General features: G+C 41.5%; 18 protein-coding genes. 9 read left to right on the top strand and 9 right to left on the bottom strand.

Annotation, left to right across the window (positions count from 1 at the left end; all coding sequences use genetic code 11):
• Positions 1-9: 9 nt before the first annotated feature.
• A complete protein-coding gene (hetI, locus tag HUN01_RS31550; protein ID WP_181929465.1) occupies positions 10-729 on the bottom strand; it encodes a 4'-phosphopantetheinyl transferase HetI in 720 nt (239 codons plus the stop codon).
• Between the two features lie 444 nt (positions 730-1,173).
• Here hetI and HUN01_RS31545 point away from each other — a divergent pair, with 444 nt between their 5' ends.
• On the top strand, positions 1,174-1,341 hold the full coding sequence (locus tag HUN01_RS31545; RefSeq protein WP_181929464.1) for a hypothetical protein: 168 nt from the start codon (positions 1,174-1,176) through the stop codon (positions 1,339-1,341).
• 91 nt (positions 1,342-1,432) lie between these two features.
• Here HUN01_RS31545 and HUN01_RS31540 read toward each other — a convergent pair whose 3' ends face one another.
• On the bottom strand, positions 1,433-2,497 hold the full coding sequence (locus HUN01_RS31540) for a YheT family hydrolase (protein ID WP_181929463.1): 1,065 nt from the start codon (positions 2,495-2,497) through the stop codon (positions 1,433-1,435).
• Between the two features lie 157 nt (positions 2,498-2,654).
• Here HUN01_RS31540 and HUN01_RS31535 point away from each other — a divergent pair, with 157 nt between their 5' ends.
• On the top strand, positions 2,655-3,398 hold the full coding sequence (locus HUN01_RS31535) for a response regulator transcription factor (protein ID WP_181929462.1): 744 nt from the start codon (positions 2,655-2,657) through the stop codon (positions 3,396-3,398).
• Between the two features lie 309 nt (positions 3,399-3,707).
• Here the strand turns inward: HUN01_RS31535 and HUN01_RS31530 are convergent, their stop codons facing one another.
• From HUN01_RS31530 to HUN01_RS31510, 5 genes are all read right to left on the bottom strand, one after another.
• Positions 3,708-4,475: a Uma2 family endonuclease gene (locus HUN01_RS31530; RefSeq protein ID WP_181929461.1), complete on the bottom strand. Its 768-nt coding sequence runs from the start codon at positions 4,473-4,475 to the stop codon at positions 3,708-3,710.
• A 121-nt stretch (positions 4,476-4,596) separates the two neighbouring features.
• A complete protein-coding gene (locus HUN01_RS31525) occupies positions 4,597-4,803 on the bottom strand; it encodes a hypothetical protein (RefSeq protein ID WP_238845779.1) in 207 nt (68 codons plus the stop codon).
• A gap of 4 nt (positions 4,804-4,807) precedes the next feature.
• Positions 4,808-5,014 (bottom strand): hypothetical protein, encoded by a 207-nt coding sequence (locus tag HUN01_RS31520; protein ID WP_069074228.1) that lies wholly within the window; start codon positions 5,012-5,014, stop codon positions 4,808-4,810.
• Between the two features lie 54 nt (positions 5,015-5,068).
• Positions 5,069-6,568: a cryptochrome/photolyase family protein gene (locus HUN01_RS31515; RefSeq protein ID WP_181929460.1), complete on the bottom strand. Its 1,500-nt coding sequence runs from the start codon at positions 6,566-6,568 to the stop codon at positions 5,069-5,071.
• A gap of 255 nt (positions 6,569-6,823) precedes the next feature.
• Positions 6,824-7,615 (bottom strand): SAM hydrolase/SAM-dependent halogenase family protein, encoded by a 792-nt coding sequence (locus HUN01_RS31510; RefSeq protein WP_181929459.1) that lies wholly within the window; start codon positions 7,613-7,615, stop codon positions 6,824-6,826.
• Between the two features lie 155 nt (positions 7,616-7,770).
• Between HUN01_RS31510 and HUN01_RS31505 the strand changes: the two genes are divergently transcribed.
• The 3 genes from HUN01_RS31505 to HUN01_RS31495 are packed head-to-tail and all read left to right on the top strand — an operon-like array spanning position 7,771 to position 11,482.
• Positions 7,771-8,670, top strand: coding sequence for a hypothetical protein (locus HUN01_RS31505; protein WP_181929458.1), 900 nt, complete (start codon positions 7,771-7,773; stop codon positions 8,668-8,670).
• Between the two features lie 14 nt (positions 8,671-8,684).
• A complete protein-coding gene (locus tag HUN01_RS31500; protein WP_181929457.1) occupies positions 8,685-10,607 on the top strand; it encodes an Hsp70 family protein in 1,923 nt (640 codons plus the stop codon).
• A 50-nt stretch (positions 10,608-10,657) separates the two neighbouring features.
• Positions 10,658-11,482, top strand: a complete 825-nt coding sequence (locus HUN01_RS31495; protein ID WP_181929456.1) for a M90 family metallopeptidase — start codon at positions 10,658-10,660, stop codon at positions 11,480-11,482.
• Positions 11,483-11,760: 278 nt separating this feature from the next.
• Here HUN01_RS31495 and HUN01_RS31490 read toward each other — a convergent pair whose 3' ends face one another.
• On the bottom strand, positions 11,761-12,216 hold the full coding sequence (locus HUN01_RS31490) for an EVE domain-containing protein (RefSeq protein WP_181929455.1): 456 nt from the start codon (positions 12,214-12,216) through the stop codon (positions 11,761-11,763).
• 299 nt (positions 12,217-12,515) lie between these two features.
• Positions 12,516-13,160 (bottom strand): class I SAM-dependent methyltransferase, encoded by a 645-nt coding sequence (locus HUN01_RS31485; RefSeq protein ID WP_181929454.1) that lies wholly within the window; start codon positions 13,158-13,160, stop codon positions 12,516-12,518.
• Between the two features lie 138 nt (positions 13,161-13,298).
• Between HUN01_RS31485 and HUN01_RS31480 the strand changes: the two genes are divergently transcribed.
• The 4 genes from HUN01_RS31480 to HUN01_RS31465 all read left to right on the top strand — a co-directional run bounded on the left by HUN01_RS31480 (position 13,299) and on the right by HUN01_RS31465 (position 19,223).
• The gene (locus tag HUN01_RS31480; RefSeq protein ID WP_181929453.1) at positions 13,299-14,957 is read left to right on the top strand and encodes an ArnT family glycosyltransferase; all 1,659 of its coding nucleotides are present in this window, start codon (positions 13,299-13,301) and stop codon (positions 14,955-14,957) included.
• 74 nt (positions 14,958-15,031) lie between these two features.
• Entirely contained in the window at positions 15,032-15,499 is a 468-nt protein-coding gene (locus tag HUN01_RS31475; RefSeq protein WP_069068552.1) for a MarR family winged helix-turn-helix transcriptional regulator, read from the top strand.
• Positions 15,500-15,793: 294 nt separating this feature from the next.
• Positions 15,794-17,236, top strand: a complete 1,443-nt coding sequence (locus HUN01_RS31470) for an HlyD family secretion protein (RefSeq protein ID WP_181929452.1) — start codon at positions 15,794-15,796, stop codon at positions 17,234-17,236.
• A 406-nt stretch (positions 17,237-17,642) separates the two neighbouring features.
• Positions 17,643-19,223 (top strand): DHA2 family efflux MFS transporter permease subunit, encoded by a 1,581-nt coding sequence (locus HUN01_RS31465; protein WP_181929451.1) that lies wholly within the window; start codon positions 17,643-17,645, stop codon positions 19,221-19,223.
• The last annotated feature ends 20 nt before the right edge of the window (positions 19,224-19,243 follow it).

The raw sequence follows: 19,243 nt of genomic DNA, 5'->3' as shown, positions 1-19,243 counted from the left end.
TAGTCAACATCAGTATTGCCAACACTTCAAATCCCAGCCAAAATTCTCTACCGCAACAGCAGCAACATAATTGTTAGCCGGTACTAGTTCAAAAAGGCTCCAGTCTTCAGATATCTGTAATTTTGCTGGTTCTGTGGGAGTTAGCGATACTTCAATTTGCTCTAACTGGGATAGTCCGTCTCCAGTTGCTTTTAAATAAGCTTCCTTACAAGTCCAGTAACGGAAAAATACCTCTTGCTGTTGGTTGGGAGATTGCGATCGCAACATCTCATATTCTCTCGGTAAAAAGAACCGTTTGGCAAGAGCTTCCAAATCAGACATCGGGCGAATATATTCTAGGTCTACACCAATAGGGCGAGTACAATTCACCGCACACAAACCCAACCCTTGGGAATGAGACAAGTTAAACGCCAGTCCACTATCGGCAAATTTATCTGCTAATACTGGTTTGCCACGCTGTTGATAACTAAACTGCACTTGTAAGGGCTGAATACCCAAGTAGCTACCTAATATAGTTCGGAGAATACCACGACCAGCAATAAAACGCTGTCGATGTTCCTGAAAATAGAACCGTTCAGCACGAGCCGTTTCGTCACTGGAAAGAGTTGCTGCTAAATTTTGCAACTGTACTTCTGATTGGTCAAGTTCTATGCGCCAGACATGAATCTCATCCGGTAGCAAAGTTAAATCCGTCGGTGCAGGTAGCCAAATATCATTAGAAGCGGTCATTGAGTCAAAAAGTCAAGGGAGTTGTACTTTAATAATTTGTTTAATTACGACGATATTATGGGTGGATTTGGTTTGACGCTTTAGCATTACTATATACAACTGCGTGTGTTTTTCCTAGAATCTGCCATGTTTCAGGCTCCAACTCACATAAGCCGTAATTTATTACTCTAGATGTACGCTCCTCAACTCCACGTTAAATCCCCTGAGAGAGAATACTTTAAAACTCTTGATAGAGAATCGCAAATTTTATTTTGGCTACAACATTAGCTATTACAGTATTGCTCAAAGGGACTACGACCAATGTCTGCAAGTGTTCTGAATTAGATATCTTTTCAATAATAAATAGTTTTTCTCAGAAAATGTTAAATCTGGAACAAAAAACCCTTGCCAAAGCTTGTTAAAAACCTATTACAGCTACTTTTTTGTAGAACATAGTGAGAATGAATGATTATTAATTTGGAGTACTTTGCCTTCTTTATACTGCTACTAGCAGCGCTGCTATTAGCAATTAGGCAAATGAGCGTTGCTTTGGATGAGTTAGATATTGCGCGTTTTACTCTCTGGACAGGTATTGCTTCTGTTATTGCTGGTTTACCAATGATATTGTGGTAGCTTCTGGGTCAATGCCATCCTCTCTATTCTGGGCTTCCAGGCAACACGACTCCATCCGTAGAATATCCTAGCAACTAGAATATCATCTCGCCTACTCTGTTCGTTGTTGCTCTAACCATTGTAAAACCCGATTCCATGCCCACCAAAGATCAGAATCGTTTACTTGACGCTGGCACTCTTTACTACTCAAATAGCCAACATGGCCGCCGTATTGAGTGAGTAACAAATCTATTGCAGGATTGCGATCGCAAGCTTCTTCTAATTCCGGTATGATAGCTGGGTCAAAAAGTGGGTCATCAGCAGCATATAAAATCAAAGTCGGTTTCGAGATTTGCGGCAATATCTGTAAAGCACTACTAGCTTGGTAATATGCTTCCACAGAAGGAAAACCAAGTTGCTTAATTACCAGTTCATTATCAAAACCCCAAATGCTGTTCGCCCGTTCAATCGCCGCAGGGTCAATACTTCCAGGATGGGCATCATGTATCCGCCATGCCAGTTTTTTTAAATTTTGGGCAATCCCTGCTTCCAAATATCTGCCAAAGGGCTTTGTAACCAGATAAGATAGCGATCGCTGTGAATCCAAACTCGGACAAATCACCATACCACCGCCAATATCGCTATCTTCTAGCCCTAAATCTCCATAGTCCCTAATCACCTCACCAGCCACCTTCAGCGCCCATAGCGCCAATTGCCCCCCTAAAGAAAACCCTGTAAACCAAAATTTCCCCGGACATCCCATTGCCTTCGCAGCAGCGGCGATGCGAACAAAATCTTCCCCCTCATACAAACCATCAGAAGTCAGAGTCGGCGATAATTCGGCAGTTTTCCCGTGGGCCCGCCAATCAAATAACACCACAGCATATCCTTGAGCATAGGCTTTACGCCCAAGCACTCTCAAAAACCATTCTGTTTTTAACTCTCCAGTAATGCCATAAGTACCGATAATCGTGCTATGAGCATTTTCCGGAATGGCAACCAAGCCAAAAATTGGCACACCTTGACCACCAATAAAGATTTTCTCGTGATAAGACGGTTCTGGGTCTTTAGTAGTACTTTGCCAGTTACGTTTTCCCCATAAAGCGGTGTATACAGTCATCATCACACCGTTTTGTAAAAACCAAGACGGATTGTAGGGGGGAGTATAACACATCATAGACTATAAGATTTCGTGTAATTGAGTCTTGATTTCACAGTCATTTAATCTTAATATTTATGTAAGATTTAAAAACTTTTTCATCATTGATTCAAAAATCTTTGTATCTATCAAAGGTTGTTAATTATCCTTAATAAGTAGTAATAATTTTTTAAGAATGCCGAGGATTCTTGTCATAGACGATGACCCAGCGATTTCAGAACTAGTTGCCGTCAACTTGGAAATGGCTGGCTACGATGTTAGTCAAGCTGAAGACGGCATCAAAGGTCAAGCGCTGGCTCTCCAGCTACAACCAGACTTGATCATGCTCGATTTAATGTTGCCCAGGGTAGATGGGTTCACCGTTTGCCAACGCCTGCGCCGCGACGATCGCACCTCTGAGATTCCGGTGTTAATGTTGACGGCTTTGAGCCAAACTCAGGACAAGGTGGAAGGCTTCAATGCTGGCGCAGATGACTACCTCACCAAGCCTTTTGAAGTTGAAGAAATGCTGGCGCGGGTGCGGGCACTTTTGCGACGTACTGACCGCATTCCCCAAGCAGCCAAGCATAGTGAGATTCTCAACTATGGCTCACTCACCCTCGTTCCCGAAAGATTTGAGGCGATATGGTTCAATGACACAGTGAAATTGACTCACTTGGAATTTGAGTTACTTCACTGCTTGCTGCAACGCCACGGTCAAACCGTTTCTCCTAGTGAAATCCTCAGAGAAGTTTGGGGCTACGATCCTGATGACGACATAGAAACGATTCGAGTGCATATTCGCCACTTGAGAACCAAGCTAGAACCCGATCCCCGCCATCCCCGCTATATCAAGACAGTGTATGGTGCTGGATACTGTCTTGAATTACCCGGTATACCTCCATCAAATGAAGGGGCTTCAGTAACACTGGTGGAATGAAATCACCCAAGCACTACTGAGTGGTGAGTGTCCAGATTTGTAGGCTAGCACAGATGTGCTAGCCTACGAATTTTATATACTTTTGTACCAGCTTTTAAACTATCTTCAGATATTGCACTCTTTGCCACAATCGCCTCAGAATGAATTCTGAGGCTAATAGCTAAAGTCTTCTAAAGAAGACTGAGTAAAAGATAGCTATGCAACCTTTAGCGACTGGGGCGATCGCTTTTTTGCCTCAACTGTATTCTAAATATTCTGAATTCTAACTCCTGAATTCTGACTCCTGAATTCTGAATTCTGCTCTAAGTTCTACGTTTCTATTTCCGATTTATTCAAACCTGTTAACCTAGCTACCTGTTCGATTGTCATCCCAGACTCAAGTAAGTTGCGTGCAGTTTGTAATAACTGTGATTCTGCCTTGTCTGCCCTTTGGCGTTCTTGGTCTGCCCTTTGGCGTTCCTTTTCTTCAGGAGTTGGCAGTAATTCTCCTAACGACATTGCCCAGCGTAACCAAGTAGCATCAATACCTTTATAATTTCCCTGCCAAAGCTGCAATGCTAACCCTAAAGATTGACTCACCAACTGATTTTGAGCATTTGCGGCAATGGGTTGATAAACTCCTTTGTCATTAGAGAAACCAGCCAAATCATCAGGATTAAAAGGGTCATACCAAAAATATTCTGGTACACGCATTTGATTTTGATAAATTAGCTTTTTGAAGTTTTTGTCTGCTTGGGCTGTGCTGTCAGAAAGTAACTCAATAACTACATCTGGTGCTTTTCCCTCTTCCCAAACTACCCAACTGCGCCGTTCTCCTTTAGGGACTCCCAACACAGCAAAAAAGTCTGGCCCTTTAAAGTCTTTGTTTCGCACCTGCGCCAGACTGTAGTAAACAAACATATTACCGCCAATAAACCCATCCTCTCGTTCTGACAACCAAGGTATCAGAGCATCTATGAGCAAGTCCATCTGGGCTTTATGGCGTGCGCTTTCCATTGGGATACCGTCATCATAGGGTAATTCTGCTTGGGTGGGTGGGAGTTGAATATCTGGTGCAGCTAGGATAGTTTCTGACATAGCTTTTCACCTATTGGCTGGGCGTTGCGGATATTTTTATATTAAGCGATCGCCTCAATCTAAACCCCAAGCTCGATAAAGGCGATCGCTTCATCCCGGAAAGAAGTGTGCGATATCCTATTTAATTTGCAAACCAGTAGAAGCAGGTTGACCGAGAGCAGAAACCACACTTACTTTGACGCACAATACGCTTGCGAGCGCTTTTACGAGTACCTCCAGCCATCTGATACTCGTAGCTATTATTACCAAATTTATAAGCTATACCACGCAAAATTTTCTCAGGATAGTCTGCCAAATCTTCTTCATTTTCAAGGATCTGGGTTAACAAGATATCAAAGGGCTGTAGCAGACTGACTAATTTCAGTTGGCGGCCGTTTAATTTTTCCCTCGCAGTAACCCAGGTCGTACATACTAGCAGCTTGAGAATCTTCTTCTGGTGCCAATTTAGCTTTTCCAGCCCAAGCATCAGATTTTCCTAAGTTAAACCAATCTTCATTAGTCATCCCTGAACCAAATGTGTTCTCGGTTGTTTTTGTCATTTAAGTACCTCTACCGTACTGATAAGTGACTAGCTCTGAATACCTTACGATACACTACGACTGGGCGTGCCAATCTTGGGCTTGTTGGCGGATAGACTGTAATTCTTCAGCAGACATTTTATCCAAATTCTTTAAAATAAAACTCATCCTTCCTTGAGACTGTAGTTGTTGGCGGTGTCTGTCAAGAAAATCCCAATAGAAGAAGTTGAACGGACAAGCATTTTTACCTACACGTTCCTTATGGTTATAAACACAACTTTTGCAATAGTCACTCATTTTATTTATATAGTTAGCAGAAGCAGCATAGGGTTTAGATGCCAACACACCTCCATCAGCAAATAAACCCATACCAATGACATTTGTCTGCATTACCCAGTCATAAGCATCAATAAACACTGCGTGGAACCAGTTTTCTACAGATTGTGGTGAAAGTCCGGCAATCAAAGCAAAATTACTCAACACCATTAGCCGTTGAATATGATGAGCGTAGCCAGTACGTTCCACTTGCGTAAGAATCTGGTGTAGACAATTCATTTCGGTTCTACTTGTCCAGAAAAATTCCGGGAGCGGTTGTGTGTGGTTAAACCAATTTTTATCTGAGTAATCTGCATCTATATAGTGATAGATGCCGTGCATATATTCTCGCCAACCCAACAGCTGACGAATGAAACCTTCCACACTATTTAAAGGCAATTGCTGTTGGAAATATGCTTGTTCTACAGCTTGAATTACTTCCATCGGTTGGAGTAAACCGATATTCAAATAAGGAGAAAGTAGCGCGTGCCACATTGTTTCTTCTCCCGTTACCATTGCATCTTGATAGGGGCCAAAATTCGGTAGACGGTTTTGAATAAACCAATCTAATACTTGAAGTGCGTGTTGGCGATTTATCCCCCAGCGAAAAGGTTTTATTTCCCCATAAGTTGGGCAAGTAAGAGAATTAACTTGATCAATGACATCGAGAGTAATTTCGTCTGGTTCAAACCATTGTGCAGGTGGTGTATTTAATTTACCTTTGGGTGGTTGACGATTTTCTTTATCTAAATTCCACTGTCCACCAACTGGTTTATCTTTCTCCATTAAAATTTGGAAACGTCGCCTTCCTTCCCGATAAAAGTCTTCCATTAACAAGCGCTTACGACCTGACGCCCAATTATTGAATTCTTCTGTACTCCACAAAAAATGATTGTTAGGAATCAAAGTGATTGTACAAAAGAGTTCTAAACTTTGAATCATTTGGGTGAATGGTAGATCATTCGGTGTCATCACCCGCAACTGAGTAATTTTATTTTCCCTAATCCATTCTTGGAGTGGTGTTTTAAAATCTTCAGCTATTTTGTATGTGACTGAATATTTTAGTTGTCGCAACTCTTGGGCAAAATGCCTCATTGCCGACCAAAGTAAGACTAACTTTTGCCGATGGTAAGGTCTTACTTGAATATGATGCAATGACTCGATCAAAATTACAGGCACATTTTCCTGATGAAAACAACTTTCTAAAGCTGCTTGTTTTACCCAAAGTTGGTCGCCTAATATCCAAACCCCAATTGTCATTGTTAGTACCACTAATACCCATACCTACAGATAAACATAGATAGTGTTTATCTGTAAGGCGTGGGGGAGTGGATTTGATTTGGTAGTTTATCGAACAGAATTCAGGAGTCAGGAGTCAGAATTCAGAATGAATTCTGTACGACCCGCGACTGATTGATTCTGACTCCTGTTAGCGGTAGCGGGGCGTTTAGCCCATTTTGACTTCTGAATTCTTCTTCAAGAGTTTTCTTTTAGAATTTCTGGGGGCGATCGATTTTAGGCAATTCGAGTTACTTGCTGATTCACACGGGGACGGCCAAAGCGCTCCCAAGCACTCCCTCCTCGCAGAAACAACTCTAAAAAGCGCAATGGTTCCCCTGAGTCGCCTCTTGACCAACCGGAACTACCAGGAGCAAAGGCTAAAGTTCCTTCAGATACCTTGAAGCTGCCATCAGAATATACTGCATCGCTGACCACATCTCCAATGCGGATCACGATCTTGCTTTGAGGCTCCAAGTTAAGTGTATGGGCCCCAATAGTTGTTTTGATGTTGCCGTAGCCATCAATCCAGGCAATTCGATCTGGTGGAACATCTGGGATTTGCTCACTCTTCAAGCTATCTCCCAAAAGGCTAAAATCTTCATTCATAATGGCCGCCGCAGCCGGAGGAAACACATCCCGTGAGCGAAACTGCGAACCACCACGAGAAACGTTGACCACTCGCAACTCCTTTGTATGGTCTTTGATAAAGGAGAGGGTGTAGCCTGCATTCACACCCACTACTTTTACACCATTGGATAAAAGGGCATAAGTTAGTCCTTCACCTTCATTGTCTCGACGGGCTTCAGGATCGTCCTGACGAGGCGCACAGTTGTGATAAATTAGGCGATCGCTAGGGCCTGGATTAAGTCCTAGTTGGGCAATCCAGAATCCCGTTGCTAAGGTACTGAATGCTGGAACCGAAAGCAAATAAATTTGGGCATGGGGAAAAGTCATCAGCAGACGTTGTGTGACTTCTGTAAATGCCGGATCTCCTGTACCGTAGTCTGCAATGACGCAGATAAACATTCTCTTACTCCTTCTGATGGGTAGTAATTTGCAATCAACTTAATTCATAATTAGGAATTATGAATTATTTCGTAATTATGTGATTACAGGGTGAAATGAAAAAACGATTGTTCATTTCACTCCTAATTAATAACGTTAAAGTCTTAGTCAACGCAATGAAAACAATTACTTCACTTTTTAGCGAAGAACGCAACCAACTCCAGACAGATATTGATAATACAATCGGCATTGAGCAAATAGTTAAACTGGTTCAAAACCGACTCGATAATCTCGAAAGAATTTACATTGAAAAGCTTAATTTGGCTCAAGTTCGTCTAGCTTCCTTTTTCCTGGATACGCTGCGGCAATCTATCGCCACTCTGGCTGCGGCTAACTACCTTCAAGTTGCTCCAACAGAACAAAGACAAATTACTAACCCAAGTACAAAGTTGTTTAGCAGCAGATTAATTCTGAAACTGCTAAAGGGACTAATTTATATAGGCATCTTAGGTTCGTTGTTTTCCTTAACTAAAACTACCCCAGGTGCGTGGATGGCTATCTTATTAACTTCTCTACTTATAGGATTAGAAATTGTACTTCAACTTGAATTAAAGAATCAGCAAAATAATTCTATATCTGAAGGACTATTGGAATTACCTCAACCGATTCTTAGGGTTGATAGCAAAGTATTTCTAGATCATCTTGGCGATGCTCTCAACACTATCGACCTAGCAGTAGCTAGAGTAGAAGAATCAAATAAACATGAAGGCGACTTAGCAATAGAAGAATTGCCAGAGCTATTGAATTTTCTCCAAAGACTAGTGGGCGCATCCAAACTTGATAAACCCCAAATGGCTCATGAACTGGCGAAACTTCTGCCACAGATTTTAATGTCTCAGGGAATTAACGCTCAAATTTACCGAGCAAATAGCGATCGCGAGTATTTTGACTTTGAGCCAAGTATCGACCCCGATACCAAAGAACACGTGACTCTAACGCCGGCTTTGTTGAAAGGCGATCGCTTAATTAGACGCGGTAGGGTAATTGAGCCAGCGTATTCTTCTTCTAGAGAATAATAGACAATAAGGGTATGGAAATTTTAGAAACAATCGGTTTTGATTTGGGACACGGTGAAACGGCTGTAGCGAAAGCCATCGTGGAAAGCATCGAACCTCCGCAAATGCTGGAGATTAATAACAAGAAAAACCAAATTACAGCCCTGGGTTGGCATCCCAAACTCGGTTATCTTGTCGGCGAACAGGCATTAATTCAAGCTGGCGTTACTCAGCTGACAATTTCATTCAAGCAAAAACCCAACAACGATCCCAAATATCGGGAAACAATTAGCACTTTTGTGGCAACCTACTACCGCCTTTTGAAAGAAAGTAAACAACTTGAAGGTGGTGAAGGTAGCTATTTTTACATTGGTTGCCCTTCAGGATGGACAGTTAGCGATCGCACCGAATACCAAAAGCTACTTCAAGAAGCTGGCATTCCCCAACTAAATGTTGTACCCGAATCACGGGCTGCTTTCATGCAAGCCAAGGAAGCTGGGAAGTTGGAGTATGACAAACTTGTTGGATCGGTGCTAATTGTCGATATTGGTTCTTCAACCACAGATTTTACTCTGGTTAAGAGTTTAGAAGAGATTCCCATCGATTTCGGGAGTAATACTTTAGGTGCATCTCTAATTGACAAAGCTATTTTTGCCCGGACTCTCGCCAACCACGAACAAAAAGCATTACTGGAAAAAGTATTTAAGGAATATCCCCATCACCAAGCTCGTTGTGAACTGGCTTGCCGCAAAGCTAAAGAAGATTACTTTTCTAATGAACAGCTATACAGCGATCCTGAATCCTTTGCGCGTGGCTTCGAGTCGATCAACGAACAGATTTATTTTATTCCCCAAGTCAATAAATTGATCATGGAGGAAATTTTAAATCAACCCTTACCGGAACTGGAAAATCATAGTTGGATTAAATCATTTCGCGACTCTTTAACTGAGGCGAAAGAAAAGCTAGAAAAACTTGGAATTGTGCCGAAACTTTTACTGATGACTGGCGGTGCATCTCGCATGAAGTTCACGCACGTTCTTTGTCAGGAAATGTTTCCTGAACCAGAAACACTGCTTCGCCCTGATCCAGAACCGGAACGCTGCATTGCACTGGGTTTAGCACGAGTAGGACGATGGGATCTACGTGCTGCTGCTTTTAAACAAGAAGTCAACAAACTATTTACCTCAAATAAGCTTAAAGGCTTGATTGAAAAGCATATCCCGGAGTTAATCGAATCACTAACTAAACCTTTGACAGATGGCTTGATTATCAACGCAGTTAAACCAGGTTTAAAAGATTGGCAAAAAAACAAAATACGGACTTTAGCAGATTTGGAAACATCTTTGTTCAGTCGAGCAGAACAGTGGCTCAAAAGCGATATTGCTATGCAGATAATTAATTATCAATGTGCTTATTGGTTTAGTAATAAAATCCAACCAGATTTAGCTGCACAAACCGATCCAATATGTCGAAAATTTCAGATACCTAGAAGCAGCTTAAGATTTGAGGATAGTATTGATCCAAATTTTGTTAACCCAGAGCTACGAATTGGAGATGCTATCCTGGCTGAGACAGTAGCGTTTATTGTCAATGTAGTAATTGGTGGTGGCGCTGTGGCTAGCATCATTACTCTCATACTAACTGGGCATTTAACCTGGCCTATTGCACTAGTATATGGGGCTTCGGTTATGGCCGCAGGAATGGAGCTAAATCGTAAGAGTGTTCAAGAAGTAATCAAGACAAATGTGGATGTCCCTAGTTGGATTCGTTCGAGTTTTTTGAATGACAAAAAAATTGAGGATATGTGTGAGCAAATCAAGCCGGAGTTAGAGAAAGTTTTTCAAGAACAATTGACAGCAAATCAAGAGGCTTTTGACAAACTGATTGTCAAAGTTGAACAAGGGCTGCAAAAAACCCTTGCCACTAAAGTTCAATCTTGTATAATTCTGATCCAATAACAGTGATATTACCAGTAAATATAGTTTTTATTATGTAAACTGCTCAAAAAATGATTAAAACAATAGTTGTCTTTCTCATTATTGGGCTGATCATCACTGGGATTTTAGTCAATCCTATCCTAGTCAAGAAGCGAAGAAACCGTCTGAAAAATCGTCCTTTTCCTCCACTTTGGAATGCCATTGTTGAGAATAATCTTCCCATCTTTCTCTATCTTTCTCCCAATGAAATCAGACGACTTCAGGGGCATATTCAAGTTTTCTTAGCAGAAAAGCAATTTATTGGCTGTAGAGGATTACAGGTGACGGAGGAAATGAAACTGACCATTGCTGCGATCGCCTGTTTACTCCTATTAAATGAAAGTGGGCAGTACTTTCCCAAACTTCGTTCAATTCTGGTATATCCTAATGCTTATTTTGTTCAGGAAACGAATTCTGTCGGAAAATATGTTGTTGAGGAAAGGCGTGTAGCAAGACTGGGTGAATCGTGGACAAATGACCAATTAGTAGTGTCTTGGGAACAGGTGAAACAAGACACTAATAACTGGAGAGATGGACGTAATGTTGTGCTTCATGAATTCGCCCATCAATTAGATCAAGAAAATGGTAAAGCTGAAGGAGTTCCTATACTGCAACACAACTCAGACTATACTATTTGGGCGAAGGTGATGACAGAAGCATATCAGCAACTTTGTAATGATGTTTTACAAGGTGTAAAGACGGTAATGGATAGCTATGGCGCAACAAATCCCGCAGAATTTTTCGCCGTAGCGACTGAGACATTCTTTGAGAAACCGCACCAATTGTTATCCAAGCATCCGGCACTTTATGAGCAACTGCAACGTTACTATCAATTAGATCCTGTGCAATGGGCGTGAAGTAAGCAAGAACGAATCACGACATTATGTCCAGTTAATCAACTTACTTCAAAAATGTTTTACAAATTACGTTAGCGAAGCGGTAGCGACACAGGAGCGTCATTACGAATTATTTTAACTAAACCTCATCTATGTTGAAACCTAGAGTTTTTTAAAAGATATATTTATGTAGGTTGGGTGGAGTGAAACGCAACCCAACATTACCACCAAATTTTATGTTGGGTTACGCTATCGCTGCACCCAACCTACAAAACTACGGTTCTCAAGGTAGACAAGGTTTAAGAGGTTTTCATCGCCAGAATCTTCAAAGCTACTGCTTCAGGGACAGGCATTACTGATAACCGATTTCCTTGTCTCACCAACATTAACTCTTCGGCGCTAAATTTCTCTTTGAGTATTGAGAGCGAGATAGGATTAGAAAAAGTCTCAACAAACTCCACTACAACTGTTTGCCACCGAGGTAATTCGGAACTTGATTTCGGGTCATAGTATTTACTTTCTGCATCAAACTGAGTCGGGTCAGCAATATCTTTTTTCACTACACGCATTAACCCAGCAATACCGGGAGGATTAGTGCTGGAATGATAGAAAAAAGCTAAGTCTCCTTCATCCATTTGGCGCAAAAAGTTGCGAGCTTGATAATTGCGAACGCCGTCCCAGATAGTCTCTTTCTGCTGTTGAAGGTCAACAATGCTATAGGCTTCTGGTTCTGATTTCATTAACCAATAATTCATCTATACAAATTATCTATATACAAATAACAAGGGTCTTTAACGAATGACACTAAGAAAAGCCCAAAAGCTTGTGTCGTCTCGTTCCCAGCTTCCAGGCTGGGAATGTATTTAAAAGAGGCTCTGCCTCAATTCAAGCTACTGGAGGCGGAGCCTCCCAGAATGGATTCCCAGCCTGGAGGCTGGGAAGCAGTCAGAACAAGGGCTGTATCTTTTCTTAGTGCCATTCGGTCTTTAACAAGGGGATTTTTCCCTTGTCTTTGAGATAATAGCTGGATTTACGCCGTGCTGTACTAATAAATTTAACTGCGGTAAGCTATAACTGCATAAAACGGATCTCCTCCAGGTGCGCCCAACCACTGCAAGAAATTCGGTAATGTTGATTTTTGAGCTATAACTTCTGCGGTTGTAAATCCTGGAATTGAGGCGAAGTAAGCTTTGACTAATTCCACTCGCTGTGCTTCTGAAGCCTCTCGCCAAGCTTGAATTGCCTTTTCAAAAAACATTCGGTTAGAAAAGCTGATAATTGCGACACCACCAGGTTTCAGGATGCGGTAAATTTCAGAAAATACTGCTTCTGGATATTGCACATACTGCACAGATACGCAATTGAGAACAGCATCAAAATTTTCATCTGGTAAGGGTAGCTGCGGATTTTCGTTAAGATTTTGGACAAAGTAATGATTTAAGCGAGGATTACGTGCTAGTTCCTCGGCATTGAGTCCGTGTCCCTCCACATGGTCAAACTCCATCTCTTCTGGTAGATGAGACACCCAGCTGCTCATCATATCAAAAATACGGGTGTTGGGTTTCAGGCGATCGCGATATAAATCCGTTAACTGTTGAATAAATCCTTCATCCACATGGGTTACGAAGCGAGGATAGGCATAGAATAGCTTATCGTCTTTATCGTCTAATTTCAGGCGTTGATTCGGTCTTAACTGCATAAATCCCTATTTTGGAAGACTGTTTCCGAAAAAAACGGCAATTTCAGGTATTTTTCAACAATCCCTATGTAAGATATTTTAATAACAGCAGGACACTTAAACGAATCTAAGTAGCAGGATTCAATTTTTATCAATTAAATGTTATATAAACTACCCTTGTTACAGTATATTTGGCGTCAAATCCGCCTAGTCGGATCATTACCCTATTTTAGTTTGTTGGTTTGGATACTTCCCTTATTATTATTTACTTCTGGGCACAATAGTCTGATGGCACACGATGAAGCTCTTTATGCTTCGCGGGCCCGTCTGATGTTTGATTCTGGTAATTGGATAGCTCCTTGGGAAAAGGCACATCACAAAACCCCTGGCCCTTATTGGTTAATTGCTAGTTTTTACCAGATATTTGGTGTTAGTGATACTACTGCGCGTCTTCCTAGTATGATTGCTGGCATTTTGAGCTTATGGCTTGTGTATGAAATCGGCAAAATTATGCTAGGCAAAAAATTAGCTTGGCTTGCTGCTGCAATTTTAAGTGTAGAATTTCTCTGGCTACAATACTCTCGCTTAAGTACACCTGATGTAGCTATGGTTCTTTTGGTACTTTTAGCTATTTGGTCTTTTATTAAAACGGAATTACATCCTAAATATCGCTATTTTTGGACTTTTCTAGCTGGTTTAAGTTTAGGTTTAGGCTTCTTAGTCAGAAGCTTTATGATTTTTTTGCCAATCACAGGTTTATTACCTTATTTAATTTGGGAACATCGCCGTCATCGTCATCTTACTAACCCAATTTTATATTTAGGATTTTTCGTGGGTTTAATACCTACTTTTGTTTGGCTGTGGTTAAGTTGGCTGCACTATGGAAATCAGAGTTTTGAAGAGTTGCTCAATTTTCTTTTGTTTCTAAGTTCTAATGACCCTTATGATAATGGGCCGCTATTCTATATATGGAATATTCCTTTAAAATCATTTCCTTGGGCTTTCTTCGGACTTTTAGGTTTGTTTTTGACTGTCCGTCGTCCAATTAGTCGCTACAATTTAATATTAGTTGGCTTTCCAGTTGTCTTATTTTTGGAACTGAGTTTTTTTACTACTCGTTTCCCTCATTATAGTCTTCTCCTTTATCCATTCATAGCTTTGCTTGCATCTGTAGGTTTAAACTGGCTAGGTAATATTTATCAAACAAGAAATTCCTCAGAATTACCTCTTCCAAAAGGTAAAAAAAATGTATCAAATATTTTTACAAAGCAGAATCTTCCCCGGAATCTTAGTTATGGCTTTGGTGGGTTAGGTGTTTTACTGATTATGGCGAGTATTGTGATTATTAGTTGGGGTGGTTCTGACATCCGTAAGTATGCAACTATTGGCTTTGCTATGGGATTGGGTTGGCTAATTTTACCTGGGGTGTGGATTAGTCGTTACCACTTTGGCAAGAAGTTTCTTACAGCCCGTTACTGGATTGCAGGTTGGCTAATTCCCTGTTGGCTAGCTTTGGCGGCGATAGGTAGCATAGGCCTGTTAAGCGACTATAATCCTGTTTTTAGAACTTTTTTACAACAACCTGCGATCGCCTCAATCCTCCAATCTCATCCGATCTACTTTGTGCAAATGGACGATAAAATCCAAGTAATGCTTGATTTCTATCTTCCTATTCAAGCTCAACCAGTTGTCTCTATTTCCCAAGTACCCGCTTTAAGCTATGCTTGGATTTATACTAACCAGTCTCCTAAATTATCTCGGCCTCACCGTATTATCGATACAGTCAAAGAGTATCAGTTTATTCAAGTTCTTCCCTAAGATAGATGCAAAGCAACTGTTGCTAAAAAAGATTAATCTGGTTACAATAGTACGCACACTAAGTATTTTGCTAAATGGTTTCTACATCTAATCAGTCCCCAGCTTTAGAGTCGTGGCAGCAAAATCTGGCACCATACAATTTAGGTTACAGAATCAAATTAGTTTCACAATTGCTCAGTCGCAAATTTACTGAGAGGCTAGAACCATTTGGATTGACGCCATTTCACTGGCTGGTTTTGTGCTGTTTATGGCAAGAAGATGGTTTACCGACTTCTAGTATTGGGGACAAACTCAAACAAGTGGGAGGGACTTTGACAGGTGTACTAGATCGCATGGAAGAACGCGGCTTGGTGCGTCGAGAACGCGATACCCACGATCGCCGGATCTGGCGGATTTGGCTAACGGATGCAGGTAAGGAACTAGAAGCTGTCTTACCGCCAATCGCCGCAGCCGTGCGTGATGAAGCGATGGAAGGTATTTCTTTTGCTGACCGAGAACTGTTTTCCCAAATCTTGAATCGGGCGATCGCTAACCTCTCCTAAGGGACTTCCAACTAAAAAAATATCCCATCGCTTTGGCAAGCAGGGGGAGCAGGGGGCGCAGGGGAAGCAGGGGAGGAAGAATCTAATGATCATCTTCGCTCCAAAATTGAATAATTTAATTTCTGGAAGTCCCTAAAAGCTCATCCTATAATCACCCGACCGGGGGAAGTGATGTCAGGATTAGTTTTGAGATAATACTACGCATACTAAGGAAAAAAGATTTTTTTCAGGAAATATTACGCATTCTAAATAAACGACTATCAATCAAATTATCGAACAAGCGAGTTAAGAATCATGAGCGCTAATACTTTTAACGGACACAACCAAAACAAGATCCCAGTTATAGAAAAAGAAATCATTCCTGATTCAGAGACTTTAGAAGCTGTGACTGTAATAACAGAAGCACCTGAGATCAAGAAAGAAATTCCACCGAAGCGGAAAAAACCGACTGCTTTAATTTTGGCAGGATTAGGTGTCGCTGCGATCGCCGCAGGTACTTTTGGTTATCACTACTGGCAATATGCCTCTACCCATCAGGAAACAGACAACGCCACCGTTGCGGGAAATATTCACCAAATTAGTAGTCGCATTCCCGGAACTGTAAGTCAGGTGCTTGTGAATGATAACCAACTGGTGCAACCGGGACAATTGTTAGTGGAGTTAGATCCACGGGACTATCAAAGTAAGGTACAGCAAGCCGCCGCAGCCCTAGAAAATGCTCAAAGTCAAGCGCAAGCGGCCCAAGCAAATATTGCTTTAACTTCACAAACCACTAGTGGGAAGACAACCCAAGCGCAGGGGGATGTCAGCGGTGCAGTAGCAGCAATTTCCACAGCCCAAGCAGCAGTACAAGAAGCCCAAGCTGGGATACCCGCAGCCCAAGCCCAAGTCAGACTAGCCCAAGCAGGGATTCCCGCCGCCCAAGCGCAGGTAGCGCAAGCCAATGCGAATTTGGAAAAAGCTCAAACAGATTACAATCGTTACAATGAGTTGTATAAAACAGGTGCGATCGCTCGTCAGCAGTTAGACACCGCTAAAGCAGATTATGATGTCGCTTCCGCACAAAAAAACGCCGCCATTCAGGGAGTAGAACAAGCCCAAGCCAAGTTAGCCTCCGCCAAAGTTGGTGTAGCCCAAGCCCAATCTCAATTAGCACAAGCGCAAGAAAATGTAGTCAGCGCCCAAGCTAAATTGGCAGCATCCAAAGGAGGATTGCAACAAGCTACCGCCGGCGGACAAGATACAACAGTCAAACGTAGTCAATACGAAGCGGCAAAAGCTGCGATCGCACAATCAGAAGCATCGCTTAAAGACGCACAATTGCAACTATCTTATGCCAACATTACCGCACCCAGTGCCGGACGCATAGGTAGAAAAAACGTGGAAGTTGGCAACCGAGTCCAATCGGGAACACCATTAATGGCGATCGTGGATAACAGCTATTGGGTAATTGCAAACTTCAAAGAAACTCAATTAGAAAAGATGCGGCCACAAGAGCCAGTAGAAATCAAGCTAGATGCTTTCCCTCATCATACCTTTATTGGTCGTGTTGACAGTATTTCGCCAGCTTCCGGCGCTCAATTTGCCTTATTGCCACCGGATAACGCTACAGGTAACTTTACCAAAGTTGTGCAGCGCATCCCAGTAAAAATAGTTTTTGACCAAAAGAGTATTCAAGGTTACGAATCGCGGATTACACCGGGGATGTCTGCGGAAGTTGCTGTGGAAGTTAAGTAGGTCATTGGTCATTTGTCATTGGTCATTTGTAATTTGTCATTGGTCATTGGTTATTGGTTATTTGTCACAAGATAAACGAATAATGACGAAAAATTCAATAATATTTAATCATCAGAATTTGTGCTAAGTAAATTGGTGGGAGTAAACCAAATTATGTTATGAAACGTAAGTAAGTCGGCTTAGAGGTTGTTTGAAAAGTCCTCTTGTCGGCATCATAAAGTTTTAGATCCCCCTAAATCCCCCTTAAAAAGGGGGACTTTGACTCCGGTTCCCCCCCTTTTTAAGGGGGGTTAGGGGGGATCAAAAGTGCCTAAAGTTACAGAAAAATACTTTTGAAACATCCTCTTAAAACCATTACTAATGACGAATGACAAATGACAAATAACTTTAAAACAGGAAAAGCACTATGGCTAATACAGGTGTAATTTATCAGCAAGCGCCGCCAGAACGTGTCCCGATAAAAACGTGGATTGGTGTATTAGCCAGTATGCTTGGCGCATTTATGGCGGTATTAGATATTCAAATAACTAATGCTTCGCTGCAAGATATTCAAGCAAGTTTGGGAGCAACTCTAGAAGAAGGTTCTTGGATTTCTACAGCGTATCTCGTGGCAGAAATTGTGGTAATTCCTCTCACAGGATGGTTATCACGGGTGTTTTCTCTGCGGCGTTATCTGTTAGTAAATACTGCACTATTTATTTTCTTTTCTATATGCTGTGCTTGGTCGTGGAATCTCAATTCCATGATTTTATTTCGCGCCTTACAAGGTTTTAGTGGGGGAGTATTAATTCCCACCGCTATGACAGTTGTTTTAACAACTTTACCCCAATCTAAGCAATCAGTTGGACTGGCTGCATTTGGATTTAGTGCAGTTTTTGCACCCTCAATTGGCCCGACATTGGGAGGTTGGTTAACAGAAAACTTTGGTTGGGAATACAACTTTTATATAAATTTAATTCCAGGGGCATTAATGCTGGCTGGTGTTTGGTATGGAATTAAGCAAGAACGTCCCCAAATTAGTTTACTGAAACAAGGTGATTGGTGGGGAATTATTGCAATGGCTCTTGGGTTAGGTTCCCTACAAATTGTTTTAGAAGAAGGTAGCCGCAAAGATTGGTTTAGTTCAGCGCTGATTTTGCGATTAAGTGCGATCGCAGTAATTTTTTTGGCGATATTTTTCTTTATAGAATTAACTCGGAAGCAACCATTTATTAATTTACGACTTTTATTTAAGCGTAACTTTGGTTTAGCCAGTATTGTCAATGTGTCGCTGGGAGTAGGATTGTATGGTTCAATTTATATTTTACCGCTGTATCTCGCCCAAATTCAAAAGTACAATGCGCTGCAAATTGGTGAAGTACTAATTTGGGCTGGTATTCCCCAATTGTTTATTATTCCCCTCATACCCAAATTGATGCAACGCATTGATGTGCGGTTAATGGTAGCTGTTGGTGTAACATTGTTTTCCATCAGTGCATTTATGAACTCTGGAATGACGAATGAAACAGGATTAGATCAGTTACGCTGGTCGCAATTTGTGCGTGCAATGGGACAACCTCTAATTATGGTACCACTGACATCTATCGCTACTGCTGGATTAAGTCCAAAAGAAGCAGGTTCGGCAAGTGGTTTATTTAATATGATGCGGAATATGGGCGGTTCTATAGGAATTGCATCTTTAGCAACTTTATTAAGTAATAGAGAACAATTCCACTCGAATAGATTGGGTGATGGAATATCTTTATATAACCCAGAAACTCAACAGCGAATTGACCAAATGACACAGTATTTTATCAGTCGAGGAGCAGATTTGAGTACAGCGCAAAATCAAGCGATCGCATCTATATCCAACATCGTCCGCCGAGAAGCATTTGTGATGGCTTTTAACGATTGTTTCTACTTTATTGGCATTGCATTGTTGCTTAGTGGAATTGCCGTTTTATTCTTCAAAAAGGTGAAGCCAACTGCTGGCGCTGTCGCTCATTAGATTTGTTCTATGGGTTAAAA

Source organism: Nostoc edaphicum CCNP1411 (assembly GCF_014023275.1).
Lineage (GTDB): Bacteria > Cyanobacteriota > Cyanobacteriia > Cyanobacteriales > Nostocaceae > Nostoc > Nostoc edaphicum_A.
This window is presented reverse-complemented; position numbering and strand designations above follow the sequence as displayed.